Source organism: Mobilisporobacter senegalensis (assembly GCF_003752155.1).
Lineage (GTDB): Bacteria > Bacillota > Clostridia > Lachnospirales > Lachnospiraceae > Mobilisporobacter > Mobilisporobacter senegalensis.
In genome coordinates this window covers 247,655-271,379 of sequence record NZ_RJVG01000002.1, presented here as the reverse complement: position 1 = coordinate 271,379, position 23,725 = coordinate 247,655, and the positions used below count along the sequence as shown (strand labels likewise).

Annotated in this window: 22 protein-coding genes; 3 read left to right on the top strand and 19 right to left on the bottom strand. The window is 35.5% G+C overall.

Features of this window, described 5'->3' with window-relative positions:
* Positions 1–4: 4 nt before the first annotated feature.
* The 6 genes from EDD66_RS04000 to argC form a co-directional block, all read right to left on the bottom strand.
* Positions 5–730 carry a helix-hairpin-helix domain-containing protein gene (locus EDD66_RS04000; RefSeq protein WP_123608273.1) on the bottom strand — a complete coding sequence of 242 codons (726 nt, stop codon included), beginning with the start codon at positions 728–730 and terminating at the stop codon, positions 5–7.
* A gap of 97 nt (positions 731–827) precedes the next feature.
* A complete protein-coding gene (locus EDD66_RS03995) occupies positions 828–1,262 on the bottom strand; it encodes a DMT family transporter (protein ID WP_123608272.1) in 435 nt (144 codons plus the stop codon).
* A gap of 359 nt (positions 1,263–1,621) precedes the next feature.
* Positions 1,622–2,803 (bottom strand): aspartate aminotransferase family protein, encoded by a 1,182-nt coding sequence (locus tag EDD66_RS03990; RefSeq protein WP_123608271.1) that lies wholly within the window; start codon positions 2,801–2,803, stop codon positions 1,622–1,624.
* Positions 2,796–3,686 carry an acetylglutamate kinase gene (gene argB, locus EDD66_RS03985; protein WP_123608270.1) on the bottom strand — a complete coding sequence of 297 codons (891 nt, stop codon included), beginning with the start codon at positions 3,684–3,686 and terminating at the stop codon, positions 2,796–2,798. Before argB ends, EDD66_RS03990 begins: the two co-directional genes overlap by 8 nt.
* 77 nt (positions 3,687–3,763) lie before the next feature.
* A complete protein-coding gene (gene argJ / locus EDD66_RS03980; RefSeq protein WP_123608269.1) occupies positions 3,764–4,984 on the bottom strand; it encodes a bifunctional ornithine acetyltransferase/N-acetylglutamate synthase in 1,221 nt (406 codons plus the stop codon).
* A gap of 31 nt (positions 4,985–5,015) precedes the next feature.
* A complete protein-coding gene (gene argC / locus EDD66_RS03975) occupies positions 5,016–6,056 on the bottom strand; it encodes an N-acetyl-gamma-glutamyl-phosphate reductase (RefSeq protein ID WP_123608268.1) in 1,041 nt (346 codons plus the stop codon).
* A gap of 339 nt (positions 6,057–6,395) precedes the next feature.
* Here argC and EDD66_RS03970 point away from each other — a divergent pair, with 339 nt between their 5' ends.
* The 3 genes from EDD66_RS03970 to EDD66_RS03960 all read left to right on the top strand — a co-directional run bounded on the left by EDD66_RS03970 (position 6,396) and on the right by EDD66_RS03960 (position 8,372).
* Positions 6,396–7,616, top strand: coding sequence for an argininosuccinate synthase (locus EDD66_RS03970; protein ID WP_123608267.1), 1,221 nt, complete (start codon positions 6,396–6,398; stop codon positions 7,614–7,616).
* A 188-nt stretch (positions 7,617–7,804) separates the two neighbouring features.
* Entirely contained in the window at positions 7,805–8,167 is a 363-nt protein-coding gene (locus tag EDD66_RS03965; RefSeq protein WP_170164243.1) for a hypothetical protein, read from the top strand.
* 1 nt (position 8,168) lies between these two features.
* Positions 8,169–8,372: a helix-turn-helix transcriptional regulator gene (locus EDD66_RS03960; protein ID WP_123608265.1), complete on the top strand. Its 204-nt coding sequence runs from the start codon at positions 8,169–8,171 to the stop codon at positions 8,370–8,372.
* Positions 8,373–8,411: 39 nt separating this feature from the next.
* Here EDD66_RS03960 and EDD66_RS03955 read toward each other — a convergent pair whose 3' ends face one another.
* The 13 genes from EDD66_RS03955 to EDD66_RS03895 all read right to left on the bottom strand — a co-directional run bounded on the left by EDD66_RS03955 (position 8,412) and on the right by EDD66_RS03895 (position 23,713).
* Positions 8,412–9,392, bottom strand: coding sequence for a beta-galactosidase small subunit (locus EDD66_RS03955; RefSeq protein WP_123608264.1), 981 nt, complete (start codon positions 9,390–9,392; stop codon positions 8,412–8,414).
* On the bottom strand, positions 9,376–11,259 hold the full coding sequence (locus tag EDD66_RS03950) for a glycoside hydrolase family 2 TIM barrel-domain containing protein (RefSeq protein WP_123608263.1): 1,884 nt from the start codon (positions 11,257–11,259) through the stop codon (positions 9,376–9,378). Before EDD66_RS03950 ends, EDD66_RS03955 begins: the two co-directional genes overlap by 17 nt.
* A gap of 29 nt (positions 11,260–11,288) precedes the next feature.
* Positions 11,289–12,122 carry a carbohydrate ABC transporter permease gene (locus tag EDD66_RS03945; RefSeq protein ID WP_123608262.1) on the bottom strand — a complete coding sequence of 278 codons (834 nt, stop codon included), beginning with the start codon at positions 12,120–12,122 and terminating at the stop codon, positions 11,289–11,291.
* Entirely contained in the window at positions 12,115–13,017 is a 903-nt protein-coding gene (locus EDD66_RS03940; RefSeq protein ID WP_123608261.1) for a carbohydrate ABC transporter permease, read from the bottom strand. Before EDD66_RS03940 ends, EDD66_RS03945 begins: the two co-directional genes overlap by 8 nt.
* Positions 13,018–13,167: 150 nt before the next feature.
* Positions 13,168–14,523: an ABC transporter substrate-binding protein gene (locus EDD66_RS03935; protein ID WP_123608260.1), complete on the bottom strand. Its 1,356-nt coding sequence runs from the start codon at positions 14,521–14,523 to the stop codon at positions 13,168–13,170.
* 247 nt (positions 14,524–14,770) lie between these two features.
* A complete protein-coding gene (locus tag EDD66_RS03930) occupies positions 14,771–17,032 on the bottom strand; it encodes a helix-turn-helix domain-containing protein (protein WP_123608259.1) in 2,262 nt (753 codons plus the stop codon).
* A 293-nt stretch (positions 17,033–17,325) separates the two neighbouring features.
* Positions 17,326–17,865 (bottom strand): rubrerythrin, encoded by a 540-nt coding sequence (rbr, locus tag EDD66_RS03925; protein WP_123608258.1) that lies wholly within the window; start codon positions 17,863–17,865, stop codon positions 17,326–17,328.
* Between the two features lie 151 nt (positions 17,866–18,016).
* The gene (locus EDD66_RS03920) at positions 18,017–18,595 is read right to left on the bottom strand and encodes a Maf family protein (RefSeq protein WP_123608257.1); all 579 of its coding nucleotides are present in this window, start codon (positions 18,593–18,595) and stop codon (positions 18,017–18,019) included.
* 77 nt (positions 18,596–18,672) lie between these two features.
* The gene (locus EDD66_RS03915) at positions 18,673–19,302 is read right to left on the bottom strand and encodes a histidine phosphatase family protein (protein WP_123608256.1); all 630 of its coding nucleotides are present in this window, start codon (positions 19,300–19,302) and stop codon (positions 18,673–18,675) included.
* Between the two features lie 147 nt (positions 19,303–19,449).
* Positions 19,450–20,460 (bottom strand): aspartate--ammonia ligase, encoded by a 1,011-nt coding sequence (asnA, locus tag EDD66_RS03910; protein ID WP_123608255.1) that lies wholly within the window; start codon positions 20,458–20,460, stop codon positions 19,450–19,452.
* Between the two features lie 221 nt (positions 20,461–20,681).
* Positions 20,682–21,695 (bottom strand): aldo/keto reductase, encoded by a 1,014-nt coding sequence (locus EDD66_RS03905; RefSeq protein WP_123608254.1) that lies wholly within the window; start codon positions 21,693–21,695, stop codon positions 20,682–20,684.
* Positions 21,696–21,715: 20 nt separating this feature from the next.
* A complete protein-coding gene (pfkB, locus tag EDD66_RS03900; RefSeq protein ID WP_123608253.1) occupies positions 21,716–22,651 on the bottom strand; it encodes a 1-phosphofructokinase in 936 nt (311 codons plus the stop codon).
* Between the two features lie 15 nt (positions 22,652–22,666).
* On the bottom strand, positions 22,667–23,713 hold the full coding sequence (locus tag EDD66_RS03895) for a galactitol-1-phosphate 5-dehydrogenase (protein ID WP_123608252.1): 1,047 nt from the start codon (positions 23,711–23,713) through the stop codon (positions 22,667–22,669).
* Between the last annotated feature and the right edge of the window lie 12 nt (positions 23,714–23,725).

Genomic DNA, 23,725 nt, shown 5'->3' with positions numbered 1-23,725 from the left:
CACCTCAATTCACAGTAATTAAATCAGAGATTTTTTGATAAACCCCTTCTTTGATTCCTACTATATTCTTTAATTCTTCTATTGATTTAAAAGTTCCATTTTCTTCACGATATGTAATAATACTTTTTGCTTTAGACTCTCCAATTCCTGGTAAAGTCATTAATCCTTCCATGGAAGCAGTATTGATATTTACCAATGTTGATTTTGAAGAACTTTCCTGACCATTAGCGATCTCTCTTTCATCAAGTAAATTCATATCCTGAACTTCATCTATGGATGGAATATATAATTGTTCTCCATCCACAACTATTCTGGCTTGATTTATATATTCTTTTGCGGCTGTTTTCGTAAATCCTCCAGCCTTTTGCACCGCATCAATTACCCTGGTGCCTTCTTCCAGAGAATATACATCCGGTTTTTTTACTTCTCCGCATACATGAACATAAATGAATACTTTCTGTTCTGTTGCATCCGTTCCTGTACTTACTGGATCTTCTTTGTTCACATCTTTAGAATCAGGCAACTTACCAGAGCTTTCCTCTTCCGATTGAACCTCTTTTCTACTGTACTCTTTTGAATCATTAGTTATAGTATCTTTTCTCTCTAAGGCACCTTTTGTAAGAATCACATCTTCTTTCGTCTCTTTTACTGCACCCAAACTATAAAAGAAACCTGTTACCCCAATAAAAAACACAGTAATAATTCCTATTACAAGTTTTTTATTGCTCATATGATCTTCCTTTTCTTATGTGATTTTTAAGTACCAATTATATTCTACATAAAAAATTCAAGATTTACAATAGGCTTTTCTAATTATTAGAAGTTCTTTAGTCCCATTTAAAAGTGATTAACCCTGCTATAATAATGATTACTCCGAAAAGTTTTCGATATTCAAAATCTGCTTTTTCAATACCGAACATTCCAAATAATTCTATAAGGTATGCTATAATTAATTGAGATACTACGATCACCATTGCTGCCTTTGTCGGTCCTACTATATCCACACTTTTTATTACTGTAAATGTAATAAAAGCTCCAATTGCCCCACCCAGGAGCATATATTTATTCTCAACCTGAAATAATTCTGAAAAGCTGCTTTCTCTTCCAGTAACAAACCATGCAATCAGACAGACGATCAGCGCAGTAAATTGAACGAAACTGCTAGATACCCATACACTGGTCTCTTTTGTTACTCCAGTATTAAAAACACCCTGTACACTCATTAATGCACCTGATATTATCGCAATAATAATACCTATCATATTCTTCACCTCCATAACAGACAGGAAATAAAAAAGGGAGCGTTAAATATCCGTCCCCTTTTATTTACTATCTATTATGTTTTCCAAATTAGTTAAAATTATGCATATAAATATAATTCGATGTCAAAAGCCCATCTTAATTTTTTAAGGAATAAGGTATATATATTCATTTGGCTGCCTTTCCCTCAAGCGGTATCTTTCTTATTAAGCCCATATACGTACAAAAATGCTCAATAAGCAATTCACATTTTTGCATGGTCTTAAATGAAAGATAAACAACCACTTTCAGCCGGTCGACGCCAATCTGAATATATATCCTTATTCAAATGAAAGATTACCGTGGCTTTTGACTCTATATATTACTCACCAAAGCACTCCTCTAGAATTCCAATCATCTCATCCACATTCTCTTTAGTAATAATAAGAGGTGGAACAAAGCGGATAATATTCATACCTCCTGATATTATGATCAATCCTTTTTCTGCTGCTTTATCAATGTAGCTTTTGACTTCTCTATTCAATTCGATTCCCTGCATCAGCCCCTTGCCACGTCTTTCCAGAATAAAGTCATATTTTTCTACCAAGGAATCCAATTGTTTCTCCAGATATCCACCTACTTCTTTCACATTTTCAAGGATACCTTCAGACTCGAACATATCAAATACTTTACTGACTGCTGCCCCTGCTAAAGGATTCCCACCATAGGTAGTTCCATGATCCCCCGGCTTAAATGCCTCCGCTACTTTATAAATGGCAGCAAATGCACCTACCGGCAATCCGCATCCTAAAGCTTTGGCTATTGTTATAATATCTGGTTTTACTCCATATCCCTGATAAGCAAACATATCGCCTGTTCTTCCCATACCACACTGGATTTCATCAAAGATCAAAAGAATATCATTGTCATCACAAATCTTTCTAAGTCCTTCTAAGAACTCACTTGTTGCCGGATAGATTCCCCCCTCTCCTTGAATGGGTTCCACAATAATGGCGCAGGTCTTCTCATTTACAAGTTCTTTTACACTTTCTAAATGATTGAATTCTGCGTATACGACCCCTTCAATCATAGGTCCAAATGGCTTCTTATATTTGGGCTGTCCTGTTACCGCCAAGGCTCCAAGGCTTCTTCCATGAAAAGACTGATTCATTGATATGATTTCATGGTTTGCGTGTCCAGTCTTCTGGTAAGCATATTTCTTTGCTAATTTAATGGCACCTTCCATTGCCTCTGTTCCGCTGTTAGTGAAAAATACTTCATCCATATAGCTGGCTTTAATCAGCTTTTTCGCCGCCTCAATAATAGGTAAATTATAATACAGATTAGAAGTATGTATAAGCTTATCGATTTGTATTTTTATAGCATCATTATATTCTTTATTCCCATATCCAAAGGCAAATACTGCAATTCCTGCTGCAAAATCCAGATACTTTTTCCCATTTACATCATACAGATATACTCCTTCGCCCTTATCAAATACTATCTTAGCCCGATTATAAGTATGCATCAGTAAACTTTCTGCTTCGTCAATATATTTATTCATTATCTAAGAGACCTCCCTTATTAATGATCGCTGTTCCGATTCCACGATTGGTAAAGAATTCAAGTAATAAACAATGTTCTTTTCTTCCGTCAAGAATATGAACTCTTGTAACTCCATTTTTAACAGCATCAATACAATTTTTTAATTTTGGCAGCATCCCGCCGCCGATAAAACCATCTCCAATTAAATCATCTGCTTCATCCAGAGTTAATACAGAAATTAAAGTACTTTTATCCTCCGGATCTTTATATACCCCTTCAATATCTGTTAAAAATGCTAACTTTTCCGCCCCTATGGCAGTTGCAACCGCACAGGCGGCATCATCTGCATTAATATTATAGGTATCGTAATTTTCATCCAGACCAATTGGGGCAATGATAGGAATAAAATCATTGGCAATTAATGTATCAATCAACTCTGTATTTACAGATGTAATATCTCCAACGTATCCTATATCTCTTCCATTTACTAGTTTCTTTTCTACTTTTAAAGTAGCTCCATCTTTCCCACTGATTCCAACTGCCTTCACACCAAGCTGCTGTACCATCTGGACCAGCCCTTTATTTACCTTATTTAGTACCATTTCAGCAATTTCCATTGTATCCTGGTCCGTTACTCTGAGGCCTTCAATGAATTTTGTGTCTTTCCCAACTTTAGACAGCCACGAACTGATTTCTTTGCCTCCGCCATGAACGATAATTGGCTGCATGCCAATGAGTTTAAGAAGTGCAACATCTTTTATCACATTGTGTTGGAGTTCCCCATCCACCATGGCACTTCCGCCGTATTTTACAACTACCTTTTTATTATTAAATTTTTGTATATAAGGAAGGGCCTCTATAAGAGTTTGTGCCTTTATAAAAATTTGATCCATATTTTCCATATTCTGTCCTCCGAGTCTTTCGCCATTACTAATTAAAAAAATGAACAATCTATTGCTTTATTATCCAAAATATATATTTAAGAACGATAATCCGCATTAATCTTTACATAATCATAAGTGAGATCACAACCCCATGCAGTTGCTTTTCCATCCCCCAGCTTTACATCTGCAATTGCTTTTACTTCTTTCGAGGAAAGAATTCTGGTTGCGAGTTCTTCACTATAATCTGTCCCCATTCCATCTTTCACAAGCTGTAATTTACCTGTCTCACTTTCAATAAACAAATCCACTGTATCAGGGTTAAATTCAATACCTGAATATCCCATGGCACATAGAATTCTCCCCCAGTTTGCATCGTTGCCAAACACTGCTGATTTTACCAGATTAGAAGTTATAATTGATTTACTAAGCATTACTGCATCCTCTTTTGTTACGGTACCTGTCACTTGTACTTCTAATAGCTTAGTGGCTCCTTCACCATCTGCTGCCATCATCTTGGCAAGTTCAGTGGTAACCTTATTGAGTGCTTTGCAGAATATTTTATAATCTTCATTTTTCTGATTGATAATTTCGTTTCCTGCAAGACCATTAGCCAGAATAATTAATGAATCATTGGTAGAGGTATCACGATCAACAGATATCATATTAAAGGAGTCCTTTACATCATTACGGATCGCGTCTGATAGTAATTCTTTACTGATTGCCGCATCCGTTGTGATTACTCCAAGCATAGTCGCCATATTGGGATGAATCATACCGGAGCCTTTTGACATACCTCCAATGGTCACTGTTTTTCCATTTAACTCGAATTCCACAGCCCATTGTTTCAAATATGTATCTGTAGTCATAATCGCTTCTGCCGCCATCGTACCCGCCTCAATGGAATCCTTTAAATCAGGAATGATATTTTTAATTCCATGGACGATCACATCAATAGGCAGCTGTTTCCCAATCACCCCTGTAGAAGCCGTCAGCACTGTATTCTCAGAAATATTCAAATACTCTGCCACCGCTTTCGCCATAAGTAAATTATTTTTATCCCCTTCCATACCGGTACATGCATTGGCAACTCCGCTATTAAGTACCACTGCATTTGCTGTTTCACTTTCTTTGATTACTTTCTGGCACCATTTCACTGGAGCTGCTTTTACGACATTAGTAGTAAATGTACCGGCAACGGTAGCTGGAACCGCGCTATAGACCAATGCCATATCCTTTTTCTTTTTCTTTATACCTGCATAAATTCCAGCTGCCTTAAATCCTTTTGCAGCAGTAACTCCACCATTTATTTTCTTCATATTCATTCCTCCAATTAATCAACGTATTTATTTATGGAAACATTGGAACTAATTTTAAACCTTTATTCTCTTCTAATCCGAACATAATATTCATATTCTGAATTGCCTGACCGGCTGCACCTTTTACCAGATTATCCATTGCGCCCATCATGATAATACGATTCGTTCTTGGGTCAATCTGAAAATTCACATCTACATAATTACTTCCTTCCACCCACTTTGTTTCAGGGCAGACTCCCTTTTCTAAAACTCTGACAAAATATTCATTCTTATAATATTTATCATAAATCCCCTTAATTTCTTCATAAGATACGACTCTTTGCAGATTCCCATATGCAGTAATTAAGATTCCCCGATTCATAGGTACAAGGTGAGGAGTAAAATTAATTTTAATTTCTCCTCCTGAGACAAGAGATAATTGTTCTTCTATCTCTGGCGTATGTCGATGATTTGAAACACCATAAGCTTTTATACTTTCATTCACTTCACAATATAGATTCCCTACCTTTGCTCCTCTTCCTGCTCCGGAAGTTCCTGACTTAGCGTCTATAATAATGGAGCCTGCATCAATGATTCCTTCCTTTATGAGAGGATAAATCGCCAAGGTGGAGCAGGTTGGGTAACAACCTGGATTTGCAATGATTCTTGCACTTTTAATCTGATCCCTGTTGATTTCACATAAGCCATAAACTGCCTCTTGAATAAATTGAGGACTCTCATGCTTTATTCCATACCATTCTTCATAAATATTCACATCTTTGATTCTGTAATCTGCACTCAAATCAATAATTTTAGTTTTCCCAAGAATATCTTCATTCAGAAGAGAGGCACAAAAACCTTGTGGTGTTGCAGTAAAAATTACATCTACCTGATTTGCCAGTTCTCCCATATTATCATCCATACAGATATTATCCACGAGCTGAAACATGTTTTGAAAGATATCAGAATATCTCTTATCAATATAACTTTTTGAGCCAAACCACTTTATCACTATATCTTCACGCTGCAACAAAAGTCTGACAAGTTCACCACCGGCATATCCTGTTGAGCCAATTATTCCTACATTAATCATAGCATCCTCCTTATAAGTTTCATTTGATAGCGGATATTACTTTGATTTGATTTTTCAACCGCTTTTCGTTAAATATAAATTATTTCTCATAATTATACATCTTTTATGCATTTTATGCAATATCAAATTAAAATTTATTCATCTTATTATATTTGTATATTTTCATTTATTCCCATTAAAATAGCTTATTTTAATATTTAGTGTATCTTATAAATATAAATATTAATTAATATTTAAAAATTCTTATTGCATAATTGTTCATTATGTTGTATATTTATAATAACATTTTACATTAAGAAATTATCTTTAGAAAAAAGTCTAAAGATCGGAGGTATGTTTATGAAAGAAAAAGTAATCCTTGCGTATTCAGGTGGGCTTGATACCACTGCAATTATCCCTTGGTTAAAAGAAAATTATGATTTTGATGTGGTATGTGTTTGTATTGACGTTGGCCAGGGAAATGAATTAGATGGTCTGGAAGAAAGAGCAAAATTATCAGGTGCTACTAAATTATATATTGAAGATGTTGTAGACGAATTTTGTAACGATTATGTAATTCCATGCGTTCAGGCAAATGCCATCTATGAAAATAAGTATCTTCTTGGTACCTCCATGGCAAGACCGGTGATTGCAAAAAGACTTGTTGAAATTGCCAGAATAGAAGGTGCTACTGCTATCTGTCACGGCGCCACCGGTAAAGGAAATGATCAGGTTCGTTTTGAACTGGGAATTAAAGCTTTAGCCCCGGATTTAAAGATTATTGCTCCATGGAGATGTGATACCTGGAATATGAGCTCCAGAGAAGATGAAATCGAATATTGCAAACAACATGGTATTGACCTTCCTTTCTCCATGAACAATAGCTATAGCCGCGACAGAAATTTATGGCATATCAGCCATGAAGGTCTTGAACTGGAAGATCCCGGGGAAGCTCCCGATTACGATCATCTGCTGGTACTGGGTGTTTCTCCTGAGAATGCTCCTGATGAAGGAGAAATCGTTACCATGGCTTTTGAAAAAGGAATTCCTGTCAGCGTAAATGGAGAGAACTTATCCGTGTCTGATATTATCAAGAAATTAAATGAGCTTGGCGGAAAGCATGGAATTGGTATTGTAGATATTGTAGAAAACCGTGTAGTAGGCATGAAATCCCGTGGTGTATATGAAACTCCTGGTGGAACTATTCTCATGGAGGCACACACTCAATTAGAAGAATTAATCCTTGATCGTTCCACATTAACGGTGAAAAAAGAAATTGGCAATAAATTTGCAGATGTAGTTTATGAAGGAAAATGGTTTACTCCTTTACGTGAAGCTTTACAGGCTTTTATCGAATCAACACAAAGCTATGTAACAGGTGAAGTTAAATTCAAGCTGTACAAAGGTAATATCATTAAACAAGGTACTACTTCTCCTTATTCATTATACAATGAGAGCATTGCATCCTTTACAACTGGTGATCTTTATAACCACCATGATGCAGAAGGGTTCATTAACTTATTCGGCTTATCTTTAAAAGTTCGTGCTATGAAGATGGCTGAAGCCGAAAAAAATAAGTAAGTTCTTAATTCTTTCAACTAATATCCTTGAAATTGTAAAACCTTGAGGGATTAGATAATAATTTGGGCTTTTCATCTGATTGTTTTTTAAAAAACATAAGGATATCCTCAACCTACTTTAAGCCCAAATTATTATTTATTCTCTCAAGGTTTTATCTATTTAACGATACCATGATTATTTAAACAATTTTGTTAGAAATCCAATTGACAATCATGGCTGCTTTAAGTAAATATAATTTTATAAGGGATGATTTTTCTCCAATCATCCAATTAATTTGTTATATTGGAATGCTTACAGTCATAATTCTTGGATTGAAACAAAAAGAAAGTGCGGATGAATACGCCAGATTAATTCTTGGAAAAATAGACAGTATATGCATCACTTTTATTATGATCATCCTTATGATCTTAGCTGCGTTTATCGGAGGCCCCATGTTTAAGAAATATTCCATGACCAGGGACGATATTAGCATGTTATTATGTCTCATACTGGTTATTATCACAACACTGAAAGCTTTTTTATTTTTACTTTATAACAGGAGGGGAATTTAAATTGCCCACATTAAAAACTAAAATCAAAGAATACCGTGAAAATGCCATGATGAAACAAAACGAATTGGCACAACTTGTTGGTGTAAGGCGTGAAACAATTGTACATCTTGAAAACGGAAAATATAATCCATCCTTAAAACTGGCAATGGATATCGCCAGGATATTTGATGCAACCGTTGAAGAACTGTTTGAATTTAAAGACTAAACTAAGCCATTTCTATTTTATCAAAGCCTTTTTCCTGCCTTATATTCTTGAAATTTTAAAAGAATATTTTATATCCTTTTCGGCATCAATATGATATGCCGGTTCTACATCAGCTCCCCAGCTATTTATTCCCCCAACTCCTCTGACGGCACCCAGAATCGATACCACAGTTCTTCTGGCTGCTGGAAGTTCTTCCTGGTGAGTCGCATTTTCTAATTCTTCTGCTGTATAAGGAATGCAGGCAAACGCAAATTCTTTCTCTACACTCGAGAATTTAAGACCAAAAATGCTGCTGTCCATATTTGAATTATCCTGGGTTGTATTTCTGAATACTTCCAGCCATTTTGTATTCATATGCATATTGCAATCCTGTGGCACTAAATACTTTGTAACAGGAAGTCCTTCTACTTCATAAATTCCTTCCACTCCTCCTGCCATCCTGTCCGGGTAGGTTTCACCTGAAAGCCCCTCATACCGGTAGCTGACTGCTTTGGTAGGCATGACAAAACGCATTCCAAACACGGGAAGTTCCGGTAATTTTTTATTTCCGTAATAATGGACATGAACTTCTATATCACCAGCAGCTGTTATTTCATAAGCGACCTCTACCGTTGTTGCCGGAACTGTAATTGTTCTATAAGTAAAAATAATTTTTACCTTTTCCGCAGTTTCATTTCCTGAATATCTGTTATTTTCCGGTGCTATGGGCATTTCTATTTTTTTATCATCAACAAAGATATCTATTCCTGTACAATCAATGAACATATCCGCACCAAGCCACATACCTGAACGCAAGGGAAATTTATTTCCTCTGTCATTATCCGTTGTGGCACGCCAAAAGGTAGGTTTTGGAACACGGTAAAGCCATTCTTTTCCATCAGTTACCAGAGATTCCAACCCCCCTGACTGATAAGAGAAAATATAATGAAAGTCTGTTCCATGTACTCCCAGGGTACAATCTCCGTATACAATTTTAATTCCTTCCATCTGCTGCTTTCTTTCCTTATTTGTGCAATCCATAATAATATCTTACCTCCTGCATTGCGGGTTTTTCCCTTCTATCCGCAAATACGATTCCATTTCCAGAAAACTCATAATCAGAAGGCCTGTCGTCAAAGTCTCCTCCATAACGAAGTACTTCTTCTCCTGTAATTTCATCCTTTACAAAAAGTGCCTGATCGATATAGTCCCAGATGAACCCGCCTTGATACATTTCATATTTATCCAATAAATCCATATAAGACTTCATTCCTCCCAGGGAATTTCCCATATCATGCATGTATTCACACAGAATAAAAGGTTTTACCGGATTTTCCTCCAGATGTCTTACTATCTCCTCTGGTGCGGCATACATACGGCTTTCCACGTCAGAAATAGTCTCATTATAAATCCTGTTATGAAATACTCCTTCATAATGGACCAGACGGCTGTTATCTTTTTCTTTAAAAAAATGGTTCATACTCTCTATATTATCTCCTGCATAGGATTCATTTCCAAGAGACCAGAATAATATGGATGTATGGTTTTTAAAGATCTCAAAATTGGTTTTTGCCCTGTCTGCTACAGCCTCTCTCCACTGTATAATACTGCCCGGCACATTCCACGAGGGTTCAACATTGCCCATTTTCTGCCAGGAGCCATGAGATTCCAGATTTGTCTCCGCCATCATATAAATTCCATTTTCATCACACAGGGAATACCAGGGAATTTGATTTGGATAATGGCTGGTTCTTACGGCATTGATATGGTTCTTAAGGAAAATCTCCATGTCCATTTTCATTTCTCTCTCACTGATACATCTTCCGCTTTTGGCACTCCACTCATGACGGTTTACTCCATTTAAAATCAGCCTTTTTCCATTTAATAAAATGACTTTATTTTTTATTTCAAGTCTGCGAAATCCTATTTTATAAGGCACCACTTCCATTAGATTTCCAGATTTATCAAAGACTTCTATCATTAGTAAATATAGATAGGGATTATGATGATTCCAGGGTATCACATTTTCTATCTCTTCAGGCTCCAGATATATTTCTTCCTTTACTAATACTGTTTTCTTGAAGCAGACGTGCCCCGCATCATCTTTTAAAGTAACAATCATATTACCGGATTCGGTCAGAAAAGACATTTTTAAATCCAATGCCAGGCTGCCGGAAGCATTATCTTCCTTTAATGTTGGTTTTGCCCACATATCTTCCACATGAATAACCGGCTTTGCGTACAATGTAACATTTCTAAAAATACCAAAGAACCGGAAGAAATCCTGATCTTCTAAAAAAGCAGCAGTACTTCTCTTATGTACCTCTACTGCAAGCACATTGTTTTTTTCTCTGATATAAGGTGTTAAATCAAATTCTGAAGGCGTAAAACTATCTTCTCCATAGCCTACAAATACTCCATTCAGCCAAACATACATGGCTTGCTCCACTCCTTCAAAACAGATACAGACTCTCTTTCCGAAAAGCCCTTCTTCCAGATCAAACTTCTTGAGATAAGAACCAACCGGATTGTAATCTGCTTCACTAAAAGTTCCTTCCGCCCTTTTCCCATCCAGACTATATGCAGGTCTGCGAAAAATATGCCCTTCCCATGGATACATGGTATTGACATAATGAATTTTATCATAACCTGCCATTTCGATATGACAAGGTACTATGATTTCATCAAAATTTTCTGTGTCAGAACTTTCCTTATAAAATCCTTCCGGTCTTTCTTTGGCATTTATGGAATATCTGAACTTCCACTTTCCATTCAGAGATTGGATCAATGAATTAACTCCTGCCTGCATCTCATGATGGCTATTATAAAACCTATGATCACTATGAGCAGGAATCTGATTTATACAAAAAATTTCCGGATTATCTAAAAATCTAATATCTGCTTTCATACTATCTCCCATCTTAATAAGCTTTCACTTTATTCTTTTACTGCACCCGCTGTGACTCCGGCAAGAATATATTTCTGAAAAAATACATAAATGATAATTGTTGAAATCATAACAATAATAATTCCTGCTGCCAATAACTGCCAGGACCCCTGCTGTGCATTGGCATAATTCATAATGAAAGTTGTAAGGGTACGTAATTTATTCTTTGGCATATATAAATATGGAACGTACATATCATTAATAATGTTAATTGCTTTAATAATACAGACCGTTGCCGTAGCGGGCGCAAGAAGGGGAAAAATAATCTTTATGAAAAGTCCAAAATAGGAACATCCATCTAAGAGTGCCGCCTCATCAAGAGCCACAGAAATACCAGATAAGAATTGCCTGTAAATATAAAGCTGCATTAGATCTGATGCAACATAAATAACGATCGGAGCACCAAGCGTATTATATAGATGCAGTCCCTGGATGATACGAAATCTTGCAATTTCCGTAACAAAGTTAGGTATCAGCATTCCAATAAAGAATAAGGCTACAACAATCTTTTTCCCTTTAAACTGAAAACGGTCAATGATAAAAGCAGTAATTGTTCCAAATACAACATTAAGAAAAATAGATACAACTAAAATGATACCAGTATTTTTAAAACCTAATAATAAGTATTTATCCGATAATACTTTTTTGAAATTGTCTAAGGTAATTTTATCCCAGTCTGGCAGAGTCAAAGGCGAAGTAATAACCATATCCGCTTTTGTTTTTAATGCTGCAAACAGAGTCAGCAGAATCGGCCCTATCACAATCGCTACCATGGCCAGGCATATAATTTGTTTTAGACCCTGAATTATCACTTTCTTAAACATGCTCTTTCCTCCTGTCTCTTAATAATAGTCCATGAATCACTTTGTTCTGAATAATGTATATAACCACTATCATTACCATAATTGCGACTGCCATAGTGGATGCCAGCCCAAAGTTGGAGAAAGCAAATGCTGTCTTAATTGTATATAATGTAAAGGTAGAAGATGCATATCCCGGACCACCCGATGTCATTACGAAAGGAATATCAAATACCTGAAGTGCACCTCTGATATTATCAAATAGTACAAAATCCACCATTAGCATGATCGCCGGAATTTGGACATATTTGAATAAATGCCAGGCATTTGCACCATCTACTCTGGCTGCTTCCTCTATCTCCTGAGGGATGGACTGGAGTGCCGCCATAAACAGGATTACATGATATCCACTAAATCTCCAGACAGATACAAAAGAAAGTACATAATTGATAATTTTAGTATCGGATAACCAGTTCCTACTCAAAGCTTCCAGATGCAATGATTGTAAAATAGCATCGAAGGCACCGTTAATTGGTGAAAAGAAATATGAAAAAGCGTATGCAATTGCCACACCATTAATGATATAGGGCATAAATACCATTGTCTTGTAAAACTTTGCCCCACGCAGTTTACCAGTTAATAAAACTGCAAATGCAAGTTCTACGAATATCATACATAAATGAACTATAAAATAAACTGCATTATTTTTAAGAGACATCCATAAATCCTTATTCTGAAACATGGATAGATAATTACTTATTCCTATGAACTGACTATTCTTTGAGTAACCATCCCAGTTTGTAAAACTCATACGAAACAGATCGATGGCAGGAAATACTACAAAACCTATCAGAAGTAAAACCGGTACAATAAGTGATATTATAATGAACTTTTGCCTTTTTTTATTTAATTTTGTCATAATTTATCCTCCAATCCAAGCAAAATCAAGCTAATTTGATTCTATTTAACGCAAGCTTGGGGAGTGAAAATGTTTTATTTCACTCTTAGCTCCTGATAGTATATGAGGGCTACTAATCGTAACCCCCATATCAACACAAAACTATAAATTCTATTGAATCTGAAGTTTTTCTCTGGCAGCCGCCCACTTTTCATTCAGTTCTGTCAAAGCTGTATCTAAAACAAATCCCTCTGTCATCATTTCTGCGCCAAGTTTCTTGTAATCAAAAGTGGTTTCATTCTGGATAGCGGCGAAATCATCTCCACCTCCATCATACATAACAAGAACTTTATCCGGACTAAGATTATCTGCTTCTGCAAGAACAGGATCCTTTTCTTTCGGGAAATTCTTCATGGAAGATGCGCTTGTTACATAATTAAGATAATCTGGATACCATGCATCAGAATAAAACCACTCTACAAATGCAACAGCTGCTTCCTGATTCTTGGAATGTGTTGTTACACCCATCAAAGAATCACCCTGTACAATTACGTTGAAAGGATCCGATTCTGAATTTCTTGCAGGAAGATAGAATGTTCCAAGCTCGGATACATCTTCTGCACCATTTTGAATATTCTGAAGTCCCCAGTCACCAAGTGCAATCATTGCAGCATTTTTCGTTGCAAACAAAGCTGTTACCTGATCATTTCCAAGTCCTAGCGGATCTTTTCCAAGCACTCCGGAAGTAAATAAGTTATAGACTTTCTGATATGCCTTATTGATGTCAGTTCCTTCTGCGAACGGCTCATTCTGTGTAGCCATTGTATTCCAATTCTGTCCATTGCCGGATTCCAATGCAGGCATAAATTCCATAAAAGGATAATCCGGCCACTCATCTTTTAATCCACAGGCAAGAGCCATAAAATCTGCATTACTCTTTCCATAATAATCCTGTAACGTTTTTGCTGCTTGTTCAAACTCTTCCCATGTATCTGGTATCTCTACCCCTGCTTCTTTAAACATGTCTTTCCAGTAGTATACATATTCATAACCGGCTGTCATTGGAACTCCAAGCACCTTTCCATCTACAGCATATCCCTGTGCCAGTTCATTGTTGGCACTCGCATCTGTTCCTGATAAATCTACCAGATAATCTTTAAATCTTGATAGTGTAAAAGGCTTGTTAAACATAATATCCGGTAATTGGTTTGCTGATGCACGCATCTTCATTGCATTCCAGTATTCACTGTCATCTTTAATCTTCTCTACCTCGATATCAACATTCGGATACTGTTCCTGGAACTTTCCTACCATATCATTTTCTTCAATATAAGTATTTAAGTTATTATCCCAGATTGTAAAAGTAAGTGTTCCACTTAAATCTTCCTTAGAAGTCTCTCCCGTACTCTCCTCTGTCGATGCTCCATCAGAGTTCCCTTGATTTTCCTTCCCCGTGTTACCACATCCTACAAAAATAGATGTGACCATTGCGCAAGTTAAAATAATTGCGAGTAATTTTTTTCTCATATAAAATACCTCCCTTTCTTTTTGTGACCTTAGCATATCAATTATCAGAAAAAGTTACCATTTCATATTATCAGTTTTCTTGATTATTTTTCACATTGACATTTTTTCATTCTTAACTTTTCGTTAGAATTATTGATGTAAAGTAATAAAATTCCACTTTAATTTAAAATAATTAAAAGAAAAACGCCATACAATCAATTTAAATGTATGACGCTTATACAAATATTTTTATATTTAAGCCAGCCGTTTAATCATCTGTCTTCCGGTACCTGGCCGGGCTTATTCCATTCAACTTTTTAAACATTCTGTTAAAATGTTCTACATTATAGTATCCTACCATTTCTGCAATTTCGTATACTTTAAAATTGGTAGTTTTTAATAATTCCTGTGATTTTTGAATCCTTAACCCTGTTAAATAAGAAGAAAAAGTCTCTCCGGTTTCCTTTGTAAACCGATTTGTAAAATACTTTTCATTTAAACCAACATATTCTGCTACCCTTTTTAAAGACATCTCACCATCCTCATAATTATCCGCCAGATATCTTTTAGCCTTCACAATAGCATCCGTTTTGGAAACACTTAATTTAGTAGCAGAATAATCCACAATCCATGAAAAATAATTCGTTGTCCATAGTTTCAAGCTTCTTGCATCTTCAATACGGTTTATTTTTTCAATATAATCATACTGTTTTCCAAAAACATCAGAGAAACTGATATTATCTCGATTAAAGCGATCCCCTATGGCTAATATGGCTGCATATACCTGCATTTTCATTTCTTCTATGGGTTGATTACTGAATAATTCAAACATTTTTTCCTTTTCCTGCATCAGATTTTTTTCATCAGCAATGTAAAGTGCTCCTGCCAGTTTCTCATACTTTTTTGCCAGATGGAGCAGCCTGTCCGCCCTTTCGTTTTCCTCATTCAAATTAATAATGGAATTGTTCCCTTTTAAATGACGCATACATATTTTTTCTCTAATTTCTTTTATTTGTCCTTCAAATTCGGCATACCCAAATTTTTTCTGTCCAATACATATAAAAATCTGAGCATCAAACTCCTGCTTAGCAGCACGTTGTAATTCCTCTGCCATATGAATAAGCTTATAGGTATAATCATCTTCCGTAATACGATAAAATACCAGAAACAATTCAGAACTTTCCATATATATAATACATCTGGAAACAAACCTTGGATTTCTTTCAAAACTGCTCACAAGCCGTAAGGCAATGTCGGCCTCATTTTTCTTAGAATCATAGTATTCCACAAAAAATCCCAAAACTGCATAGTGCTCCATAAAAAATTCTTTCGACTGCTTATTAACCTCCTCTGGCGTCATTTCTCCTTTTAATATGGAAGCAAAATAATCTCCAGGGGTATTTTCCACACTCTTAATTCTTTCTTCATATTCCTCAACTAATACTTTCAGTCTTCGTACCATAGCATTAAACTGATGTATCATATTTCTTATTTCAAACTGACCTTTTGAAGCTATATGAACTTCCAGATTTCCTTCTTCCACCTGCCTCAAACCTCCGCTTATCTCTTCTATCGGTTTTACAATGCTCATAAGGAAATATCTGGAATAGTAACCTGCTAACATCAAGATCAATACAGCAGCTCCCAACACCCATATTGCAGTATTCCAATAATCCGCTGTAAGTTCTGATGTTTTGATATAATTTTCAATATACCAGGTGGAATTATTGAATTCTATTGGAGATGTTACACAGGTATATTCCCCAGACGAAAAATCAGTTTCTTTCTGGGTAGAAAAAACCAGTTCCCCATCCGTACCTATTATCTGGGTAATTCCTAATTTGTTCTTTCCTGTCAGATAACTCTGATTATATGATTTTATTCTTTCGGATGCTCCTGCAGATTGAAAGAACATTACCATCTCTATTTTCCTGAACCGGTCCGTTGTCACATCTGGTGCTAGTGCAAATACAAGAATCAAGGAATCCTTTTTACTTCCCATATAAAGATCATTGGTTGATTCCGTGTCGTAGAAGCCTGTACTTACGGTATTGCTCTTTTCTAAAGCGGCTTGATACCATTTGGACTTCTTTATTTCTTCCTGTTTACGTGTAATATCATTTTTTACATAGATTTCTTTTCCGTCTCTCATATAGAAACTAACGGAAATAATATCTTTAACCGGCTCCAGTGCCATATTTACAGCCTTTGCAAGTTTCCTCTCATAATCATTCCTGATATCCGGTTCCTGTATATCGGTTCCTGCCGCATATTTTAGTATTTCATTATCATTGGTATAGACCATATGAGAAAGTCTCATGGACATAACATCTTCATCAGATTCCAGATCAGCAATAATAGCTTCCTGGGCTCTTTTAATATTTTCAATTGCCTGTTTCTTAAACTGCTGATTTAATATCATAAGTACTACTACCAAAACAATCAGAATTGGTATAACTATAAAAAAAAGAAAAGACATATAGTATGCAGTTTTTAAAGGCAGTCTATTTCTTTTGTTTTTTAAGAACATATAAAACTCCTCCTTTAAAAAGCTATCTTGTCTTTTCTTTCCAGCTGTTTACTTGCTTTTAAATTTTCAATTATGAAAATATTTTATCATATATGTTACATTTATGCAACTTCTACACCCACCTGGGATTGCCTTACCCCAAACGCTAAAAAGACCAGGAAAAAGCCATATATTTATCTATATTTTTTCGTCCAGATACATTGTGTGGAACTGAAGAAAACATAGATAAATATATGGCTATCCCTGGCTTACATACACCTTGTTGCAAGGCGTCATAGAATCATATTCAAATCTTAATAGTTCTTAGCAAGAACCTGGAAGTATGCTTTTGGATGTTCGCACACTGGACATAGCTCTGGAGCCTTTGGTCCAATATGAAGATGTCCGCAATTTGCACATTGCCAAATTGTATCACCATCTTTAGAGAACACTAATCCACCTTCTACATTAGATAATAATTTAAGATATCTTTGTTCATGCTCTTTCTCAATTGCCCCAACTTTTTCAAAAAGCATTGCTATTTTATCAAAGCCTTCTTCCCTTGCAGTTTCAGCAAACCCTGCATACATATCAGTCCATTCATAGTTTTCACCAGCTGCTGCATCTTTTAAATTTGTTGCAGTATCAGCAATACCATCATGAAGAAGTTTGAACCAGATTTTTGCATGTTCTTTTTCATTATTTGCAGTTTCTAAGAAAAGTGCAGCGATTTGCTCATAACCATCTTTTTTTGCTTTACTTGCATAATATGTATATTTGTTTCTCGCCATAGATTCCCCTGCAAACGCAGCCTGTAAATTTGCTTCTGTTTTTGATCCTTTTAAATTTGGCATTTCAAATTACCTCCTGAGTATTATAATTTTATAAAATAGTAATCATTACTGTTATTATAGTAATATAATTACTAAGCTTTGTCAACCGCATTTCATGAAAAACTGCTGACAACAACTTAATTATACCAAATATCATACCGTTATGTAATAGTTATTTCCTCTGCGTATCATAAAGCCCCTCTTTTAATAACATTTCATAAATTTTACTGATAGGCAGTCCCATTACATTATAGTAATCTCCAATAATTTCTTTAATGAATAAAGCAAATCTTCCTTGAATTCCATAAGCTCCTGCCTTATCTAACGGTTCTCCTGATGCCACATAATCTGAGATTTCTTTATCTGACATTGGATTTACTGCTACTTTCGTTTCCACTACAAAATGTATTTCTTTTAATGGTGTAATTATTGCCACCCCTGTAAAAACCTGATGTATGTCATCTTGTAACTCTTTAATCATCCATTTTGCATCTTCCCCATCTTTTGGCTTTCCTAAAATCTTATTTTTATGTGCAACAATGGTGTCCGCTCCAATGATGATCCCGGGTTCCTTTACTTTATCCGCAACATCTCTTGCTTTCATAAGGGCTAATTCCGTCACCACTTCTTCCGGTGCTTCTTTTGTTATGATTTCTTCCTTATTGCTAGGTACAATCATACATTCAAATCCTACTAATTCCATGATTTCTTTCCTCCTTGGAGAGGAAGATGCTAATATTATTTTTTCCATTGTTCTTTCCCTTTCTATAAATAGAATCTAAAGTATACATTAATCCATGGCTGATCTGTTCAAACTCTTATCTATCTTTATATCCATCTTTTTCGTAATAATTCTTCCTTATGCTCAATATGTGCATAATCATTCAATCTTTCCAGATAAAATCTGTCTTTTTCCTCTACATATTTCAATTGAGTAATGCTGCAGTTTTCTAAAGTATCTGAAAATAATAGTTTTTTAGCATAATCAATTCCCAGGATCTTAGTTAATATAGCTCTTATTGCATTACCATGGGTAACAATTACTACATTTTCATATCTGCTCCTGGCAATTTCCTGGATCAATGGAAACATACGGTCACATGCATCCTGTCCATTTTCCCCGCCTGGGTAAGGTATATCGTCAGTTAACATATCCTGCTTTTTTAAAAAATCCGAAAAATGTTCCTGTATATATTCCTGGGTCATTCCTTCTAATTCCCCAAAAGAAAGTTCCCTTAACTCTTTTTTTATCATATGAGTTAATCCAAGATGCTTGTTTATTATCTCAGCAGTCTCTATTGCCCGCAACAGATCACTGGAATAAAGTGCATCTACATAATAATTTTTTAAGCGTTTTCCGAGGAAATCTGCTTGCATTTGTCCTTCTTTGGATAAAGGCACATTCAAGTTACATAAGGTACTATTTTGCCTTCCGTGCCTAATTAAATATAAATTCACATTTTTTCCTCCAATCCAGGTAAAAACAAAAAATCATATAATTTATCGCTTATGAAAAGAAAAGAGCCATGGCAGATTGTAATCTATAGCACTTGGTAGTAATATAGTCTGTTTTGCCACAACTCCTCTATTCATTAATAGTATCTGCTAAAGTAATTCAACACCTTTGCTTTTTGCATATTCTAAAACATCATCCGGCCATATGGATACCTGTACTTCTCCAATATGGGCTTTGCGAAGGAAGAACATACATATTCTGGATTGTCCGATACCACCGCCGATGGTATATGGTAATTCTTTATTCAATAATGCCTTTTGAAAAGGAAGATTTGCTCTGTCCATACATCCACTTATTTCTAATTGCTCTTTTAATGAATCCTCATCTACTCTGATTCCCATAGATGACAGTTCTAATGCTATATCAAGAACAGGATAATACACAATGATATCACCGTTTAATTTCCAATCATCATAATCCGGTGCTCTGCCGTCATGTTTTTCACCTGATTTTAATTCTCCGCCAATTTGCATAATAAATACAGCACCTTTTAATTTAGCAATTTTGTATTCTCTTTCCTTTGGTGTACAATCAGGATATTGGTCTTCTAATTCTTGAGAAGTCACAAAAACAATATCTTCCGGTAGCATTGTTTTTATATAATCATATTTATCTGATAAAAATCTTTCGGTATTCTTAAGCGCCATATATACACTGCGTACGGTTGCTTTTAAAGTATCAAAATTACGCTCTTCCTTACGGATGATTTTCTCCCAATCCCATTGATCAACAAAGATCGAATGTATATTATCCGTATCCTCATCACGGCGAATGGCATTCATATCTGTATATAATCCTTCTCCTACACAAAATGCATATCTTTGTAACGCCTGTCTTTTCCATTTTGCCAAAGAATGCACTATTTCAACTTCTGCATCATTTTGTTCTTTCACACCAAAACTAACTGGTCTTTCTACACCATTCAAGTTATCATTCAATCCTGTTTCAGGTTTTACGAACAATGGAGCAGATACTCTGGTAAGGTTTAACTGCTTTGCAAGTTCTCTTTCAAAAAAATCCTTTACATCTTTAATACCAATTTCTGTTTCCTTAATACCTAAATATGGTTCATATCCTTGTGGAATAATGATATTTTCCATTGTGTTTCTCCTTGTCTTTATTCACGTTAATTTTATTCTTTAATAACAATATAAAATATATGTTAACACAATTTAGATATAGTGTAAATAAATGTTATAGTTTTTATTGATTTTCCTACTAAATTTAGAAGAGGGTGCTGCAAAAAATTATTTTGCAGCACCCTCTTCTAAAGTACTAATTATTTGTTTATAGAAACATCGGGGATTAGTCTAAATTATTGCTATTTTGTTATAGTACCATCTAAATCCCAAAGATCTTCCCATCCTTTTGCACCTTCCCATAAAAATACCTGCCCTTTAATAAGACGGTTGTTCTTATCAATGGTCTTAAGAATTTCCATCTCTTCATCTGTTAATGGATCTTCTATGGTACATCTTAAATTACTTTCATATTCATTTTTATGAATTGAGAAAGGTATGGGAGTCTGCCCTCTTTGAACAGCCCATTTTAAACAAATTACTGCTGGATGAACATTATGAGCTTTCGCAATTTCAACTAGTTCTGGTACTTGAATATCAGCAACATCATTTTCTGTTTTATCACGATCTGGTCTTGTTGGTGAACCAATTGGGCAAAAACCAATTGGTTGTATCTCATGATCAATGCAGTATTGGAATAATTCTGGTTGTTGGAAACATGGATGTAATTCCATTTCAATTGCAACTGGTTTGATTCTACAAAGAGGAAGTATTGCTTCTAGTTTTGGAATTGTCATATTTGACATACCTATATTTTTTACAAGACCCATGTCAACAAGACGTTCACACTGCCTCCAGGTATTCATAAATTTGTCCAAATTAAATGGTTTTGAATCTGGATTTCTTTCATCTCCACCAGCTCCTGGTGCATGATAATTTGCAAATGGCCAATGAACAAAAAACAAATCAATATAATCTAATTTAAGATCACGTAAACTTTTTGCACAAGAGAGTAGAACATCTCCTTGTCCATGCATATTATTCCAAACTTTTGTTGTTATAAATAATTCTTCACGTTTCACAATTTCTTTATCAAATGCATTTTTAAATACTTCACCAATCTGATCTTCATTTCCATAGCATGCAGCACAATCAAATAATCGATAACCTGCTTCAATAGCACCTGCTACTGCTGCCGATACCTGCTCCGCACTAAATCTGTCTGAGCCAAATGTACCCATTCCTATCCCTGGCATTGTAACTCCATTATAAAAAGTTCTTTGTGGTACTAATTGTGGATCAATAATATTTCCCATATATTTTCGCTCCTTTTCTTTTATACACTTAATTTATTTACTTCTATCTTAGGAAGGATATTCTGCATATCTTCATTCACAAAAAATCCTGTTTCCTTACGTAATGCATTAGCTGCAGAAATAGCACTTGCCAGCTTTATGGTCTGAATCATAGAGAGTTCTCTTTCAAAACCAATGGCAAATCCGGCAAGCATGGAATCTCCACATCCCACCGTATTTACTGCCGCAATCTTTGGAACAATTGCCTGGTATACACCCTCTTCACAAGCAATAAGGGACCCTTCACTTCCTAAGGAGACCACAACCACATCAATTCCGTTTTTGCATAGGTCGGATGCAATTTGAATAAGATCTTTTCTATCTTTCACATCTCTTCCAATCAGCGCTTTTATTTCATCCCTATTTGGTTTAATTAAAGTGGGATTTGATTTCAGCGCTTCTTCTAAAAGTATTCCACTTGTATCTAATAATACTTTTTTCTCATATTTCTTCCCAGTCTGGATTAATTCTTTATAAAAGGAAGAATCTATTCCTTTAGGGACACTACCTGATATTGTAATAACCTTGCTTTTTTTTGCCAACTCAGTGAATTTTTCAAGCATTTCCTTTTTGTTTTTTTCTGTTACAGTAACCCCAGGTTCCAGGAATTCCGTCTGGGTATGATTTATTTTATCATAAATATTAATGCAGGAACGACTTTCTCCCACAACTTTTACAAAATCATTTTTGATATTTTGAGTTTCTAATTCTTGAACTACATAATCACCAGAATGGCCACCAATGAAACCAGTTGCTAATACTTCCTCTCCAGCAATTGCAGCCACTCTAGATACATTAAGTCCTTTTCCTCCGGCAGAATATATACACTCTTTTACCCGGTTAACATGATTAATATTAAAATTCTCTACAATATATCTTTTATCAATAGCCACATTTAGAGTAACTGTTAATATCATTTTGTGACCTCCCAACTATTCATTCATCAATAATATTTTACCTTTTATATTGCCAGGTTCTTTAAATAACCCAAAAGCTTCCGAGACTTCCCTCATTGGATATTTTTTATAGATAAATCCCGGATCAAATTTTAATTGGCCTGTTGCAAAATAGTGAGCTGTCAACTCCCACTCTTTTCCCGGAAATGGTGCACTATATGACATCCATGAACCTGTTAATTTAAATTCCTTGCGGTTCATATTCTCCCACATCTTAGGAGTAAAGGATAATTCAGTATGTGGTGTTCCAATATAGCAAACATGTGATTTATTCCCTGCTAATTCAAATGCCATGTGCATAGTTGGTATCGCTCCTGCTGTTTCGTAAACAAAGCCATACCCTTTACCATTAGTTAATTCCATCGCCTTTTCCATGAAACCTTCCACAGTGGTATTGATTACCTCATCTGCACCCAGTCTTTTTGCCAGTTCCAAACGTTCTTCATTTATATCGAATACGACCGCTTTTTTAGAACCAAATATTTTTGCCCACTGCAGAGTAAACATACCAATGGTACCTCCACCTAAAATAGCAACATATTCTCCACCTTTATAATCATTTTGCAATAGCCCATGAAGTGCCACAGTTGATGGTTCAAACATTGCACCTTGCTCATATGAAATACTCTTATCAAATACAACAGCATTTCTTTCAGGTATCACAACGTAATCTGCATTACTTCCCTGTTCTCTGGAACCAATGAAACTATAATGCTTACAAAGAGAATAATTACCATTCTGGCAGTCATCACATTGCAAACAAGGAAGCAGGGGGGCTCCTGATACTCTGTCTCCAACTTTAATCTTTGTAACTCCTTCACCCACTTCTACTACATCACCTGAGAATTCATGACCTAGTACGATTGGATAAAAATGCACTCCATTATGTAATACTCTAGGGATGTCAGATCCACATATTCCAGAAGCTACTACTTTTACTTTAATAGCACCAGGTAAAACTTTTGGTTCCTTATAATCTTCATAATGTATCTCTTCATTAGCCACAACTACCGCTGCTTTCACGTTATATTCCTC